Source organism: Endozoicomonas sp. PH6C, assembly GCF_059322965.1.
Map to the genome: position 1 here is coordinate 3,234,436 of NZ_CP185342.1, position 16,448 is coordinate 3,250,883.

Genomic DNA, 16,448 nt, shown 5'->3' on the forward strand with positions numbered 1-16,448 from the left:
TACTTGAGAACATTTTACTTACCGAATTACACCTTCTGGCTTGTCAACATCATCCTTGTCAGAACCACTGCTGTTAGAATAACATCTGGAATCCTCACTATCAGAATCACTACTCCAACAATGATCAGGAACAGAGAGACGTCTACCAAAGAAATAATCGAGCCATTGCACAAATTCATCCAAGTGATTTAACCGTTTTTTCAGGCGCTTTCTTTTCCTCTTCTTCTCTTCTTTGCCAAGCTCTTTGTCTTCTTGTCCGCTTGCTGCCTGGTCTTGCATGGTATCGTCAGCTGGCTCAGCGACATCAGACCTGATAGACCTGTCAAGCGCTTCCACTAAATCATATGATTGCAACTGCAGGGCCTTAAATCCTTTAGTGATGGTTTCCTGTATGACTTGAAATTCATTTTCATCTGGAAAAGCCACGTGTAGTTGTTGGCATATATAAAACTTCATCTGTACCAACACTTTTAGAAATGATTTAGAGTCTAAATTTTCCTGGCCAAATAATTCATCTGCCATTGCTTGTTTGATTTGTTTAAGTAATTTCCTTTTTTTACTCTTATAATTATAAAAGGTTGTCTTTTTACCTGTTTTTTTGAAATATTCCTCCATGTCAAAAATATGTGTAATCACGCCTCTCTCTTCTGGATCAAAAGGGTCAAGCATCGGGCTAATGGCATCAATCAGATTCAGATACTGATTTCCCCAAACCACTAATTCAGGTTCTTCGCCACCATATTCTTGTATTAGCTCCAGCATGTGCTCAGCTGATGTTTGCTGTCGCTTATACATCGGTATTCTGTAACTATCAATATTATGGTTGAGTAATTTAGCAGTGTCTCTCAGTAATGCCTCGACTGGTACATTGGGTTGCTCAGATTCTAAGGGATCTTTCAATTGTTCCAATAGCTTAATGCGCTCTGCTTCTAAAGATCTGATACCAGAAAAGACTGAAGATGATTTTGCAACATTTTCTTTTAAAACATTTTTATCTTTTATCGGTTTACCATTACCTAACAGTAGATCTTTATGCCAGTGGAGTCTTGATATTCCAGCCATTTCAGCAGCGTGAAGCAGGAATGAAGTAAAAAAAGTACGAGCCCTTTGAGAGGAAACACTACTTGAATTTATGGCTGCATAGTAAGCCATCAGCAAATAGGCGAGGTTCTCCATGTCATGCGAATTAAAAGGATTGACAGGAGACCCGGCACCCTGGGTATAAGACAGGGCTATTATGATTGCATTCTGATTTGGGTTAACGTCAACGTTAAGACTAGCCTTCACTTGCTCAATCATGCTGGCAATGGTCGGGTTATCACCGGGGGGCATTTCCGGAATATTGTTCAACAGTGTAGTTACTGTGACTTCTGAAAGTCCTACATTCAATTTACGGATAATTTCAGCAATTTGTTCACGGGACATTGGCGGGAGCGAAAAGTTCATCAAAGGCTGCATATACAGTGCTACAGCTCCCTGCGGTTGTTCCTGAACCTGACGTTCATTGACGTCTGGCTCATTCCTGATGTTGATGGCAAAGATAAGATTGGTATCATTTGGGGTGACTAAAGGACCCCCCCCTGCAAGTGAATTATGGTTAATCAAATCAGATAGAAAGTCAGACTCTTTTGTTCCCTTTTCTAAAAAAAATCTTTCATCAACCGGCGTTAATATAGGGTTTGTTGCCAGCAATATTGAGCAGTGGCAAGCCATAATAATACCAAAGGAGCCTGCGACTAGCTGATTAGCCCTGGTACGATGGGTGATTGATAGCCTTGTTGTTTTTGAGAATTCAAAAATGGAGTAGCTGATCATTCTAGTTACTTAAAGGTTTAAGGACCCCATACAAAGTAGACCAGGGATGGTAATAATGCTCAATTCTGGTCACGAATATCAGATCTGACACTCATCGGTTCATTGTCGTCTTTGGGAGACTGTCGGGCTTAAGCGTCCGTCTCGGCGACCCCATCTAGGCGACCCCATCTAGGCGACCCCATCTAGGCGACCCCATCTAGGCGACCCCGTCTAGGCGACCCCGTCTAGGCGACCCCGTCTAGGCGACCCCGTCTAGGCGACCCCGTCTAGGCGACCCCGTCTAGGCGACCCCGTCTAGGCGACCCCGTCTAGGCGACCCCGTCTAGGCGACCCCGTAGCAAGTTCAGAATCGCTCCCGTCAGAGCAACTCCTGGAATCACTACTATCAGTATCACTTCTTTCAGATTCACTAGTGTATGGGTAATCAGGAACACATGTCCTACTACCAAAGAAGCAATCGAGCCATTGTACACATTCATTCAAGTGCTTTAGCCGCTTTTTCAGGTATTTTTTCCTCCTCTCTTTTTTACTAAGCTCTTTGTCTTCTTGTCTTTTTGCTGCCTCATCATATCTGGCTTCGCCAGCTTGCTCAGAGATATCAGTGCCATTAGTTGTATCAGAAAGCATTACCCATAATTGATATGATTGTTGATGCAGGGCCTTTAACCCTTTGGTGAGGGTTTCCACTATAACTTGATGATGCTTTTCGTTAGTAAAAGCAACATGCAGTTGTCCCGCTATATAGGACTTTAAGTATTCAATCACTATTTTAAATGATTTATGATTTTGATTTTCTTCGTCGAGCATTGCGTCTACTATTACTTTTCTTATTTCTGTCAGCAACTCCCTGCTTTTTCCACTCCCATGGGAAATAAAGGTTGCCCTCATATCTGATTTTCTAAAATAGACGTCTATGTTATCAATCTTTGCTATCAGGTCTATTTTTTCCGAAGCGAAAGGGTCAAGCATCAGTCCAATGAGATCAATTAAATTCAAGAACTGATAGTTCCAGGCTACTAATTCAGGTTCATCTTCACCATATTTTACGATAAGCTCCAACATTCGCTCAGCTGACGTTCGCTGTCGCTTATACATCGATATTTCGTTCCTATCAAGGTCATTATTGAGCAGTTTGCCAGCGTCACACAGTAAGGCATCAATTGACTCAACTGAGGGGTCCTCAAATGGATCTTCAAATAGATCCTCAGATGGTTGCAAAAAGATAATGCGCTCTTTTTCTAAAGATTCCAGAACGTAAAATACTGGATATAATTTTGCAACATTACCTTTTAAAACATCTTTGTCTTTTATCGGTTTATTTTCAGCTAATAGTTTGGTTTTTTGCCTGTGAAGTATAGATATTCCAGCCATGTTAGCAGCGTGAAGCATGAATGAATTAAAAAAAACATGGGCTCTGTACATAGAAGCACCACTTGAATTTATGGCTCCATAGTAAGCCAGCATCAAATAAGCGAGACTCATTTGTTGTTGCGAATTGTTCGGATTGACAGGAGACTTGGTACCCTGAATATGAGATAGAGCTACTATGATCGCATTCTGATTTTGGTTAACGTCAACGTGAAGACTAGCCTTAACTTGCTCAATCATGCTCGCAATGGTCAGGTTCTCAGCAGGGGGCATTTCGGGAATGTTGTTCAACAGAGTGTTTAGAGTGTCTTCTGAGAGGCCTGAGTTCAATTTACGGATAATTTCTGCAATTTGTTCGCGGGACATTGGCGGCAGCGGAAGGTTCATCAAAGGCTGCATCTGCGCTGCTTCAGCTCCTTGCAGTTGTTCCTGAACCTCACTCTCATTGACGTCTGGCTCATTCCCGGTGTGCATGGCAAAGATAAGATTGGTATCACTTGGAGTGACTAAAGGAAGCCTGCCTGTAAGAATATTATGGTCAATCAAATCGGATAGGAAGTCAGACTCTTTTGTCCCCTTTCTTTCAAAAAATCTTTCATCCACCGGCGTTAATAAAGGGTTTACTGCCAGCAATATTGAACAGTGGCAAGCCATAATAATACCAAGGGAACCTGCGACTAGTTGATTAGTCTTAGCACGATTGGACAATATGGATGACTTTGTCGTTTTTGGTAATTGAAATATAGAGTGGCTGATCATGCTAACTCCTCAAGTGTTCGAATGTCTCTAGGAGCCTGACCGAGAATGGCGTAACTAGATCCCCAGAGGCTCTCTAAAATTTCAGGATGAGCAAAAAACATCCAATTTTTGGTGTAATTTTGCTCATTTTTGCAAATTTAGGCCTTTTCACAGCCTTTATGCCGCTTTTTTAACCCCTTTTAAATTCTCAAGACGGATTGATCCCGTTGAAGCGGCCTTCACAAATTTTTTGAAATTGTGTGCCGTGCATACCAGTGAGAACTCTGCTTCTACCTTCTCTTTACCACGAAGGCTAAAACTCCTGAACCCTGAGTTTTTTATATGACCAAACGGTGGCTCTGCAATGACCTTACGACGCTCATAGATTGCTTTCGCACTGGCTGTCTCCATTTTCTTGTTCATACGTTGCCGCGCGGGCTCAAACTTGTCTGTGCGGATGACCCTGCCAGCATCCTTTTTTGAGCCACTGCATTGTGAACGGTAAACACACTTCCTGCATGCGTCCTTGTTCGCCCGGTAACTCTGCCTCTTGGCCTTGCTGTCTGGGTTAGTTATCAGCTTCTCCCCAGCCGGACAGATAAACACATCCATTTCTGCATCGTAGTCAAAATCTGCTTTGACAAACTTACGCTCAGAGTCCTTAAGCTGGGTATCTGCTGGCTTCTCTTTTCTGTCGGTGGCTATGTAGCCATCTATTTCATGCTTATCCAGCACATGCAGGTTTGGCCCTGAGAAATAACCATTATCCATGCTCACCTTATCCACAACAGCACCATCGGTTGTCTCAGACAGTGCTTCCAAAGCAGGCTCTGCCTCCTGAACATCATTGGCTTGCTGGCTGATGTGCTGGCCGACGATGATCTGATTATCAGCATCTACGGTGATTTGAGCATTGTAGCTGTACTCACAGTAACTTTTCTTGCTCATGATCCGGGCATCATGGTCTGCAAAGCTTATCTGCCTTTTGTCGTCAATAGGCTCATCAGGGTTCAGGGCTTTTTCGCGTTCTTCAAGGGCTTCTTTGGCCGCTTTGATTTTTTTCAGACGCTCCTCTTTAAACTGGAGGTCTTCAGGAATGCTGTAGCCGTTGCTTGCTTTGTAGGCGTCGTCTTCTTCCTGGTCGCACTGACTGGCTTTTTTGATCAGCTCATCCACTTCTGCACTGAGTTCTGCCTCTTTAGCCTTGAGCCTTCCGTAGGTCATGGCCTTGTGCTTTGAGCTGTTGGCTTTGAACTTGGAGCCATCCAGGCTGATATGGCCCAGTGATGCCATTTTGAGCTCCATGGCCAGTTTGACGGACTGTTTGAAGCAGTCATGAAAAAACGACAGATTTTCCTTACGAAAATCTCCCAGAACCCTGAAATTTGGGCAGTTCATTTGTGAGATATACATGAACGCCAGATCTTGTCGACACCGTCGCTCAATCTGACGGGAGCTGAAAACACCATGGCTATAGGCGTAGATCAGAATAGCGACAATGAGCTTTGGAGGGTAAGCGTGCTGACCAAGGTGGTGATATTTTTTTTCAACCTCAGACGTATCGATGTTCTGAAAAATGCTTTCATAAACGAAACAATCATGGTCTTTGGGAAGCAGGTCGAAAATGTTGGTTGGGAACAGCAGATGCTGGTCAAACTCAACAGGGCTGTCCTTGAATTTTGGTGGTGGTGACATCTGGCATCATCGGAGTTGGTTTAAGGCTTATCATAACAGATAAGCCTATTCTCGGTCAGGCTCCTAGGAGCCTGACCGAGAATAGCGCCCGTAGCGAGGACGGCAGAAAATTGAGGATGAAAATTCGGTTTTGTGAGGAGAATAGCGAGCTATTTGACGAACAAAAGCGGATTTTCAGACCAATTTGCTGCCGCCGCAGTAGGGCAGACTATTCTCGGTCTAATGGGATGGTCCGCCCCTCCTAAACGGCTTCAAATGAGCCAAAATGGAGTTAACCATTTAAACAGGATTAACCGGAGCGAACCACCCATGACTATTTCAGTACTTGGTATCGATATTGGCAAGAACAACTTTCACCTGTTTGGTGTTGATGAGCAGGGTAGCAAAGTCATCAGAAAGAAGTCGTCCAGGAAGAACCTTCTAGAGTACGTGGCAAATCTGGAGCCATGCATTATCGCTATGGAAGCTTGTGGTGGTGCTCACTATTTGGCTCGGTTATTCAAGAACTATGAGCATACTGTCAAGCTGATTTCACCTCAATTTGTCAAGCCTTATGTCAAGACCAACAAAAATGACTACAACGATGCTGAAGCGATTGCAGAAGCAGCTTCACGGCCCAGCATGCGTTTTGTACCTGTTAAAACGTCAGAGCAGCAGGCCTGGCAACTTCTGCACCGCTATCGTCAACAAGCGGTTGATCAGAGAACTGCCCTGGTTAACCAGATCCGGGGGTCACTATTGGAAGAAGGTATTGTAGTTGCCCAGGGTATTGGTAAAGTTCGTGCACAGCTTCCACGAATTCTGGAAGATGCTGAAAATGGACTCCATTCGCTGACTCGTGAGCTGCTACATGGTTTATCAGAAGAGTTGGCCAGTCTTGACAAGCGTATTCAACAGTATGACCAGAAAATTCAGGAGCTAGCAAAAAACGACGACGAATGTCGTCGAATGATGACTATGCCGGGTATCGGAGCCATCACTGCCACAGCATTGAAGGCAGCCATTGGTGATGCGACGTATTTTAAATCTGGTCGACACCTTGCCGCATGGATGGGATTAGTTCCAAGACAGCATTCCACAGGCGGTAAGTCAGTCCTGCTGGGCATCAGTAAACGGGGTGATAAATACCTGCGCACATTATTGATACACGGCGCACGTTCGGTACTCCACTGCCTCAAAAATAAGGATGACCGCTGTAAAAAATGGGTTAGCCAACTTAATGAGCGCAGCAATCACAACGTTGCCGCCGTTGGTCTGGCTAATAAAATGGCTCGGATTGTCTGGGTCATCATGACCCGAAATGAAGTTTACAAGGCTGCATAATGAAGTAAAGGCGGCAGCGGCAAAGTAAAGCATAAGCTTAATCAAAGGGGACCCCCCCGCAGATTGCGATGAGCATGTACAGTTGATGGCAAACAGGTAAAAACCGGCAACCTGAAACCTGATAGGAGCCTTGACCCTTGAGGCCGTCGGACTGATAAGGCCAGGTTGCGCGGATACCCATCAGGGCCAGAGGGTTAGACCTCATGAATAGGCCGTATATATGATTGCAGTTATCTTTGTTTGCTAATTAACAAAACAGGCTCTTGCAAAACGGGGCGGACCATATAAGGCTCCTAGCAGCCTGTCGGACTTAAGACTGTCCTACTGCGGTTGCAATAAATTGGTCTAAAAATCTCTGTTTCTTCGTCAAATAGCTCGCTATTCTCCTCAGAAACAGAGATTTTTATCCTCAATTTCTTGCAATCCTCGCTACGGACGCTTAAGTCCGACAGGCTGCTAGAAAAGTAGACCAGGGATCACAACTACACTCAGATTTATGTTTCAGGATCTTGTTTTAAGCCAGTCCTTCACGGTAACGGCTCCTGCATTGCGCGGGCCGCTGACAGCCTGTTATCTTCTTTTCGTACTTGCGAACATTTGACTTACTGAGTTACAGCTTCGGTGTGTCAATATCGCTCCCGTCTGAATCAGTCCAGTCAGGGTTACTGTCAAAATCACTACTGTCAAGATCACTACTGTCAGTATCATTTTTTTCAGATTCACTACTGTCAGCAGGATCAGGAACCATTTGACTAGTACCAAAGTAATATTCAAGCCATTCGACGAGTTCTTTTAAGTACTTTATTCGTTTTTTCTGGTTTCTTTTTCTCTTCTCTTCTTCACTAAGCTCTGTTCCTTCATGTTCCTTAGCTGCCTCATCATGCATGACTTCATCAACCTGCACAGTATCATTGGAACCAATAGCTTTATCAGGAAGCAGTGCCAATAAATCATATGATTGTTCCAATAGAGCCCTGAATCCAATAGCAAGGGTTTCCACTATGGTGTCGCAATCATTTTCATCAGTAAAAGTTAAGTGCAATTGTTGCGCTACATATATTTTTATGTATAAAAACAATTTCTTAAATGATTTAACATATTGATTGTTTTGATCATGCATCACTTCCATTGATACTTTTTTGAATTCTTCAAACAAATCCCTTCTTTTTTCTCTACCGGAATAAAAGGTCGTATTCTTACCTGATTTTCTAAAATAATCCTCTATATCTTCAATATTTACATTCGGATATTCACATTGTGGCGCGAAAGGGTTAAGAATCAGACATACGACATCAACCAAATTCAGGAAATGATAGTTCCAGGCTATTAATTCAGGTCTATCTTCACCATATTCTTGTATTAGTTCCAGCATTCGTTCGGATGATTTTAGCTGTCGCTTATGACTCGACATTCCGTTCCTGTCGATGCCATCGTTCAGCAGTTTGGCTGAGTCTCTTAGTAATGCATCGACTGATATACTGGATTGCTCAGACTCTGAGGGATCCAGCACTTGTTGCAAAAACTTGATGCGTTCTGTTTCCAAGACTTTCAGACCAGAGAATACCAAAGATGATATTGCAACATTTTCTTTTAAAGAAGCTTTATCTTTTATCGGTTTATTTCTACCTAACAGTTGAGCTATGTGCAGATGGTGGAGGAATCCAGACATTCCAGCCATATCAGCGGCATGAAGCAGAAATGAAGTAAAAAAAGCATGGGCACTTTGAGGGGAAGCACTGCTTGAATTTATGGCTGCATAGTAAGCCAGCAAAAAACAGGCAAGGCGCTGTTGATGTTCTGAATTGCCCGGATTAACAGGGGACTGGGTCCCCTGAATATAAGATAGAGTTTCCAGGATTGCATTATGATTTTGGTCAATGTTAATTTGAAGACTCATCTTCACTTGCTCAATCAAGCCTGCAATGGTCAGGTTATCACCGGGAGGCATTTCCGGAATATTGTTCAACAGAGTGGTTATGGTGTCTTCTGAGAGGCCTGAATTCAATTTCCGGATAATTTCAGCGATCTGTGCACGGGACATTGGCCGGAGTGGAAAGTCCATTAATGGCTGCATCTGCGGTGCTCCAGCTCCCTGCGGTTTTTTCCGGCCCTTTCTCTTATTTATGCCATGCTCATTCCCGGAGTTCATGGCAAAGATAAAATCAGTATCATTAGGGGTGATGAAAGGAAAACTACCCGTAAGGGCATTATGGTTAATTAAAGCGGATAAGTAGTCAGACGCCTTGGCCCCCTTTTCTTCAACAAATCTTTCATCGAATGGCGTAAACAAAGGGTTTGCTGCCAGCAGTTTTGAGTAAGGGCAAGCCATGATAACGAGACCAAGGGAGGCTGCGAATAGCTGATTAGTCTTACTTCGATGGGGATATTTCGAGGACCTCGTTGTTTTCGTTAACTGAGACAGCGAGTTACTGATCATTCTGCTTCCCTTAGTCTTTAAACGCCCCTCATAAAGTAGTCCAAGGATCACAGCAATGCTCAATTTTAAGCTTTAGTCACCAATATCTGAACTGACACTCACCGGTATATTGTCGTCTGTAACCTCAGCTCTTAGCCATCGTGTTTTCTTAAATAACGGTTTGGTGAATTGTTCAAGTTAATTGATAGCTCGAGGCTTATGGAGTACCTGATATCATTGCTGAACGTATATTGAATCATAAGTATCTGCCCTGACCGGAGACCTTGAGCTGTCTGGTTGACGGGCTGTAACTTCTTAAGTTTTCTTGACAGAATCACAGAAAAATCAATAAATTGAGAGACACGTACTTCAGAAAATAACAACGAACTATCCAATGATACCTTCTTATTTTGCTACTGCACTCAGGAATATGATTCATCCATTAGACGATTTGAGCGATAAAGACCGCTATCTGTTTGGCTCGAAAGAACAGTCACGATTTGTTTTTGGCAGATGTCCTTCTACCGAAAAGAGACACTTGTACCCGGATCCATCACAAACTCCTGATACCCTGTTACATGCCAGAAAAATAACCAGATTATCTCACGATAATTTTAAACAGAATGATCGCAGTTTTGAAAAAATAGTGAACGACTGTAAAGCTGCATTTAATCTGGGAAGAGTAGCAACGGTTGTTCAAGGGCGGAGGCATACTTATTATGCATACTTTCTTGCCAGACTGGACGGCTGGCTCAGCCATTTTGAATCAGTACCCATGTTTCAGTGGAATGAAAACAGCACTCTGAGTAAATGTGAAGACTTGGTCAGCGCTATAGACCAACTGCCTAATTATTTTAATTATTATAAGAAGGTTGGGGCTTTTACACGTAAGGCTTGCGCCCTTCTTCTTTCAGAAATGAGTATTGAAGAAATTCGACAATCTCTTATTGAACACGAAAAAGGTGAAAAGCGCTTCTCTTTGCGGTTATATCACCTTTTAAAGGGTATTTGCCGTGCTTCTGAGGAGGCTGAAGAAGTGCAGACCATGCTGGATCACACAGAACAGTGCAAAGGCTTTCCTGTGGAAGAGCTGTACCGGCTTTTTATTGATGAGGATCACTCGAAAGTGTACGGTTTAGGGCTGTTTTGTTATGAGGATGAGCCCGGGTACGCAGCCGCTATGCTAAGAGCCTTTAAAGAAGTTGGTAATATATTGGCTAATAAACCCCTGGATTACAGTAAAATTGAAGCCATTCATACTTTGACAACATCCGGGGTTTTGTCAAGCAATGAAGATGTGGCCATTAAAGACATCTCCTGGAACGAAGGCAGCGTTTTCTATAAAAGAGGCATAAACTTGACAGAGGATGGTTTAGAAGAAATAACGAGACTGACTAGTGTGAACAATTTTCCAAAAATAGAAAGGCTGAATTCTGATACATATCTTGTTGATTTTGATTATAAAGATCACAAAGGTATGGAGTTATCAAAAAATTATTGCCAAACCTTTGAGAAAAAGTTGCAAGAAATAACTGAAACTGACAGCCAACGGCGACAGGATGCAATCATTCATGCCATTGTTGAACTATGTCGGAATCTTCAGCATACCCACCCTTTCAGAGATGGGAATGCCAGAACCATCGGCTGTATTCTGCTGAACGGACTCCTTCTGCGAGAAGGTTTTTCACCCACCATAATTGATGATATTAATAAATTCGATGCTTACAGTGTGAATGAGCTGGTTCAAATCCTTAAGAAAGGGCAGCAATATTTTCAAACGCTTCGCAAGTAATCATAGGCAGCCATTGATCTAAAGTAACTTTTGTTAACCTGATGCGTTTGATCATTGCAGAAAAAACCAGCCTGGGCAGAACCATAGCCGATGTTCTGCACCGGCCACATAAATAAGAACAGAAGCTGTGAGTGAAATGCTAGCAGATATAGGACTGCACATTAACGACTGCTAACTCCCCACTTAATACCGAAGGTTTTCAACTCATATTTTCGAGTTCTTCCCAACGCTGCATCTTCTCTTCAATATTTTGATTGACGGCTTCCAAACGTGCGAGAGTGGTTTGAACAATTTCCTGATCACTCTGATAAAAGACAGGATCGGCGACAGTTTCTTCCAGCTGAATCAACTCTTCTTCTAACGTTTCAAGCTCTCCCGGCAAAGCATCCAGTTCACGCTGAAGCTTGTAACTGAGTTTTTTCTTTTTCGGTTCCGACCGGGATTGAATGCCGGGTTCAGGTTCAGCCTTCTTTTCTGGCTTGCTGGTTTGCGCTTGCGCAACCAGTTGACTGACCTCGCCTCCCTGTCTGAGCCAATCTTCAAAACCACCCACATACTCTTTAATCCTGCCGTCAGGCTGGAATACGAGGGTACTGGAAACCACATTATCGAGAAATTCACGATCATGGCTGACCAGCAGCACCGTACCCTCAAAGTCCACCAGTAATGACTCAAGGAGCTCAAGCGTTTCGACGTCCAGATCGTTGGTTGGCTCATCCATGACCAGCAGGTTAGCGGGCTTACTGAACAGCCTTGCCAGCAGCAAACGATTTCGCTCTCCGCCAGACAAAGCCTTTACAGGAACACGACAACGGTTAGCGGGGAACAGGAAATCTCCGAGATAGCTGATCACGTGCCGACTGGCTCCGTTAATCATGATGCTCTCACGGCCTTCAGCTACGTTATCTATGACCGTTTTTTCAAGATCCAGTTGATTTCTCAACTGATCAAAGTAGGCTACTTCCAGCTTGGTGCCTTCCTTGATAGAACCGGATTCAGGTTGAAGTTGCCCCAGCAAAATACTTAATAATGTTGATTTGCCAGCACCGTTGGCGCCAATCAATCCGATCTTGTCGCCCCGGATCACCCTGAGATCAAAATCTTTAATAATGTGCCGACCTTCCCAGGACTTTGAAATACCCCTGGCTTCCATCACCAGCTTACCGGAACTACCGCCCTGCTCCAGAGAGAAGCTTGCCTTACCCTGAACTACCCGGCGCTCCATTCTTTCATTTCGAAGCACTTTCAACGCTCTGACACGGCCTTCATTACGGGTTCTTCGTGCTTTGATACCCTGGCGAATCCAGGCTTCTTCCTGAGCCAGCTTTTTATCGAAAAGCGCATTCTGTTCCGCTTCCACTTCCAGTGCATGGGCTTTTCTGTCCAGGTAAGTTTTATAATCACAGTCCCAACTGGTCAGGATACCCCGATCGAGCTCGACAATCCGGGTAGCGAGAGACTGCAGGAATGAACGATCGTGGGTGATAAACAGAAGAGCGCCCTGAAAATCAAGCAGCTGCTTCTCAAGCCAGTCAATGGCAACAACATCAAGATGGTTAGTGGGTTCGTCCAGCAATAACAGATCAGGTTCACACACCAGTGCCCTTGCCAACTCTACCCTTCTGCGCCAGCCACCGGAGAGCTCCTTCATTTTCTTCTCTTCCGGCAGACCCAGTTTCTGAATCACTGTATCTACCTTCTGCTGAAGACTCCAGCCATCAGCAGCTTCCAGCTTTTGCTGAACTTTTTCCAGAGCTTTTATATCTTCATCCGACTGAATATTCTGGGACAATTCGTGAAACTGACTGATCCAATCGCCCACTTGTTCAAGGCCGGAAGCTACGACATCGTAAACTTTTTTCTCATCCTGCTCAGGAAGATCCTGGTTCAGAACGCCAATACGCATACCCGGCTTTCGCCAGATGCTGCCATCATCTGCATCGATTTTGCCGGATACCAATTTCATCATGGTGGACTTGCCAGCACCATTACGTCCCAGCAAACAGACCCGTTCACCTTTACGTATCTGAAACTCAGCGCCATCCATCAGGGGATGATCGCCATAGGCAAGGTTTATATTGTCAAATCTTAGTAATGGCATTCTCGAGTTAACCTGTCCTTTTCAACGTCCTGCAACTGCGATAACACAGGATTAAAAGTGCCGCCAAGCATACCTGCTTAAGTGTTTCGAGCCAAAAAATCCAGGCAAAAATCCACAGTTCACGATAAGGCTATATTTGTTTTGCGGTCGGCTGTTCTTTGCCATTGTTTCGAACAAAGCGGTTTAACCAAAGCGGCCTGGAGAAAGATTAGCCAAAGTGGCGAAGAATGGAATGTTTTCAGGGCACGACCATCTCAACCAATGTTGCCAATCCCGGACCGGGAAGCTCCATTTCCAGTACAGCTGCATTGCCAGTCATAAAGCCGGGTCCCTGATGAATTGATCCTTCGCAGAGCAGTCCGGTTAAAGCGCCGACAAGAGGCATATGACTGGCAAGAACGATATTTCCCTGAGCAGGCAGTTCCGAGATAACAGCCAGCGGATCGTCGTCTGGAGTAATGCAATCCATTGTTTCCAGGGAGCAGCCCAGCGTTTCTGCCAGAATCCTGCCGGACTGCTGAGCCCTGAGATAAGGACTGGCCAGTATCCTGTTAATGCCAAGATGGGTCAGCTTCGACGCTGTGCTGAGCACTTCTTGCTGACCCATGCCCGTTAAAGGTCTTTCCTGATCATTTGGCGCTGACCAACTGGCTTGCCCATGACGCATTATGATCAGTTTCATGATTAGATACCTGTTTGTTTAAATGAGCTGATATACGACTGAATATATACAATTTTGGATACAAAAACAGCTACATCCTGACACCCTGTGAAAGTCCGGATTTCTGGCTCATTCGACAACATCTCAACACGAATTCAGGCATCTTTCTCATCACTGACAGGCTCTTTCTCTCCGGGCCAGTCACTGAATGGGTAAGGCTTGGTGTCGGCATTATAAGTAACAAACTGGATAATCTGATAAAAATATTGATTCAGCCCGGCTGAGAAATCCAGCAACCGTGAATTCGGTTCAGATTTAATAAACCCGTGAACCACCTGAATAATGGCAATCAATAGAATCAGCAATCCGACAATATGGGCCAGCATGTAAAACAACACCATGAACAACAGCCTGAGCCATCGGGACTCTGATTTCAGATTATCTAACACTTTCTCATCCATAAAAAAACCCTCGCCGTTTTTGTTAATGGATATGCGTCATTAATTGACAATATTAAGGAAGGAAAGCCCTCCAGCCCTTCATCTGACCATAAATTCGACATCAGTTTTCTGTTCTCGAAGCATCATACCGCGCACCAGCTGATTGACATCAAACTCTTTGAAGATGACCATATGCAATGCTTCAACAATCGGCATATAGACTTCCAGCTCAACCGCTTTTTGCCTGACCTGCTGTAAGGTATTAACCCCCTCTGCGACCTGACCCAGTTCGGCTTCAGCTTCTTCCAGGGTTTTTCCCTGACCCAGAGCATAACCAACCCTGAAGTTACGGCTGAGACTGGAAGTACAGGTGGCGACCAGATCCCCTACCCCGGACAGTCCGAGAAAAGTCATGGGGTCCGCACCAAGCTTGACAGCAAAACGACTCATTTCTGCCAGACTGCGGGTTATAAGCATACTCTTGGTATTTTCACCCATACCCATGGCCGCCCCGATACCCGAGACAATGGCATAAATATTTTTCAGGGCACCGGCCAGTTCAACGCCATAGACATCCCGATTGGAATAGACTCTGAAGTAATCCGAATGCAGCACCTTTTGTACTATCTCACACAACTCGTTATCTTCACTGGCAATCACGGTCGCCGTCACTGCTTTGGCGATAATTTCCCTGGCCAGGTTGGGGCCACTGAGAACACCCACTCTGGCTGAGTCAAGTTCCTCATTCAGAATTTCACTCATCAGGTCAAAGGTGACCGGTTCGATCCCCTTGGTGGTACTTATTACCATTTTGCCTTCCAGTGCATCGCCCGCCATCTGAACCACTGAACGGAAGGATTTGCTGGGAATGGCAATCAGGACAAGATCTGCAGATGAGACTGCGGCCTTGATATCAGTACAAGCCTGAACCGAAGGATGAATGGTAAAATCCGGCAGATAGCGATGATTAATATGATCCCGGTTAATCCCCTTTACCTGCTCATCACTGCGCATCCAGAGTTTAACCTGATGGCCGTTGTGAGCTGATATATCAGACAGTGCCGTACCAAAGCTGCCTCCACCCAGGATGGCTATGGTATACTGCTTGCTATCGTTATTCGGCGTCATCATTATAATTTCGGCTTTGTTTCTCTTGATCTGGTGCTAATCAGCCTATTGGGCAGGCCATGAGTCAAGAATCATCTTTTCAGCCTCAAGCCGGGGAAAAATGATTCGAACAAATAATACAATACCTGAAACGTTTATTGCATGGGCTAAGTACATAAGTTAGTGCATAAGTCGGTATTGCGTTTTTCAAGGCACAAAAAACCCTGACCATTAAGGTCAGATCTTGATTAAATGTCACGAGAGCTGCCACATCTGTTGTTTTTTTGTTAATTTCAACAGAATTCGATGATGACAGTCTGAGACCGGTGGTATAGTGCACGCCGGAACGATAGTAATGAATTCCCGTGATCAGTGATCAGCCAGAAAGGGAGTCGATGTACCCGTGTCACCCCTGCCTTATCGGGCGACCATGTCATTTTCCAGGAATAATGAACGAATGAAGCAACAATCCTTCGATAAAGACGACCTGCTCCGCTGTTCACAGGGTGAGCTTTTCGGGCCAGGCAATGCCCAACTGCCAGCACCCAACATGCTGATGCTGGACCGTATCGTTCGGATCTCTGAAGAAGGCGGTAAATACGGTAAGGGCGAAATCGTTGCCGAGCTGGATATCACTCCAGACCTTTGGTTCTTCGACTGTCACTTTCCGGGCGACCCGGTTATGCCTGGTTGCCTGGGTCTGGACGCTATGTGGCAGCTGGTCGGTTTTTATCTGGGCTGGATGGGTAATCCCGGTCGTGGCAGGGCGCTGGGCAGCGGTGAAGTCAAATTCACCGGCCAGATTCTGCCAACTAATAAGAAAGTGACCTACCAGATCAATATCAAGCGTATCATCAGTCGCAAACTGGCGCTGGGTATTGCTGATGGAACTGTCAGTGTCGATGGACGTGAGATTTATACTGCCGATGGGCTCCGGGTAGGCCTTTTCCAGAGCACCGACGCATTCTGATTCATTCGGATAATTCAGGTTT

Annotated in this window: 11 protein-coding genes; 3 read left to right on the forward strand and 8 right to left on the reverse strand. The window is 44.7% G+C overall.

Annotated features, from left to right (window positions below):
• Positions 1 to 18: 18 nt before the first annotated feature.
• The 3 genes from ACOMG9_RS12115 to ACOMG9_RS12125 form a co-directional block, all read right to left on the reverse strand.
• Entirely contained in the window at positions 19 to 1,815 is a 1,797-nt protein-coding gene (locus ACOMG9_RS12115; RefSeq protein ID WP_448217083.1) for a hypothetical protein, read from the reverse strand.
• A gap of 294 nt (positions 1,816 to 2,109) precedes the next feature.
• On the reverse strand, positions 2,110 to 3,942 hold the full coding sequence (locus ACOMG9_RS12120; protein WP_448217084.1) for a hypothetical protein: 1,833 nt from the start codon (positions 3,940 to 3,942) through the stop codon (positions 2,110 to 2,112).
• Positions 3,943 to 4,098: 156 nt separating this feature from the next.
• Positions 4,099 to 5,616, reverse strand: a complete 1,518-nt coding sequence (locus ACOMG9_RS12125) for an IS1182 family transposase (protein ID WP_448216038.1) — start codon at positions 5,614 to 5,616, stop codon at positions 4,099 to 4,101.
• A gap of 309 nt (positions 5,617 to 5,925) precedes the next feature.
• Between ACOMG9_RS12125 and ACOMG9_RS12130 the strand changes: the two genes are divergently transcribed.
• Positions 5,926 to 6,939, forward strand: coding sequence for an IS110 family RNA-guided transposase (locus ACOMG9_RS12130; RefSeq protein WP_448215063.1), 1,014 nt, complete (start codon positions 5,926 to 5,928; stop codon positions 6,937 to 6,939).
• 610 nt (positions 6,940 to 7,549) lie between these two features.
• Here the strand turns inward: ACOMG9_RS12130 and ACOMG9_RS12135 are convergent.
• Positions 7,550 to 9,268 (reverse strand): hypothetical protein, encoded by a 1,719-nt coding sequence (locus tag ACOMG9_RS12135; protein WP_448217085.1) that lies wholly within the window; start codon positions 9,266 to 9,268, stop codon positions 7,550 to 7,552.
• 481 nt (positions 9,269 to 9,749) lie between these two features.
• Here ACOMG9_RS12135 and ACOMG9_RS12140 point away from each other — a divergent pair, with 481 nt between their 5' ends.
• Positions 9,750 to 11,147 (forward strand): hypothetical protein, encoded by a 1,398-nt coding sequence (locus ACOMG9_RS12140; protein WP_494530302.1) that lies wholly within the window; start codon positions 9,750 to 9,752, stop codon positions 11,145 to 11,147.
• Between the two features lie 199 nt (positions 11,148 to 11,346).
• Here the strand turns inward: ACOMG9_RS12140 and uup are convergent, their stop codons facing one another.
• The 4 genes from uup to ACOMG9_RS12160 form a co-directional block, all read right to left on the reverse strand.
• Positions 11,347 to 13,248 (reverse strand): ATP-binding cassette ATPase Uup, encoded by a 1,902-nt coding sequence (gene uup, locus ACOMG9_RS12145; protein ID WP_448217087.1) that lies wholly within the window; start codon positions 13,246 to 13,248, stop codon positions 11,347 to 11,349.
• Between the two features lie 238 nt (positions 13,249 to 13,486).
• Positions 13,487 to 13,930: a phosphohistidine phosphatase SixA gene (gene sixA / locus ACOMG9_RS12150; RefSeq protein ID WP_448217088.1), complete on the reverse strand. Its 444-nt coding sequence runs from the start codon at positions 13,928 to 13,930 to the stop codon at positions 13,487 to 13,489.
• A 134-nt stretch (positions 13,931 to 14,064) separates the two neighbouring features.
• Positions 14,065 to 14,370 (reverse strand): DUF4389 domain-containing protein, encoded by a 306-nt coding sequence (locus ACOMG9_RS12155; protein WP_448217089.1) that lies wholly within the window; start codon positions 14,368 to 14,370, stop codon positions 14,065 to 14,067.
• Between the two features lie 78 nt (positions 14,371 to 14,448).
• Positions 14,449 to 15,480: an NAD(P)H-dependent glycerol-3-phosphate dehydrogenase gene (locus tag ACOMG9_RS12160; protein WP_422133792.1), complete on the reverse strand. Its 1,032-nt coding sequence runs from the start codon at positions 15,478 to 15,480 to the stop codon at positions 14,449 to 14,451.
• A gap of 433 nt (positions 15,481 to 15,913) precedes the next feature.
• Here ACOMG9_RS12160 and fabA point away from each other — a divergent pair, with 433 nt between their 5' ends.
• Positions 15,914 to 16,426 (forward strand): 3-hydroxyacyl-[acyl-carrier-protein] dehydratase FabA, encoded by a 513-nt coding sequence (gene fabA, locus ACOMG9_RS12165; protein WP_317146541.1) that lies wholly within the window; start codon positions 15,914 to 15,916, stop codon positions 16,424 to 16,426.
• The last annotated feature ends 22 nt before the right edge of the window (positions 16,427 to 16,448 follow it).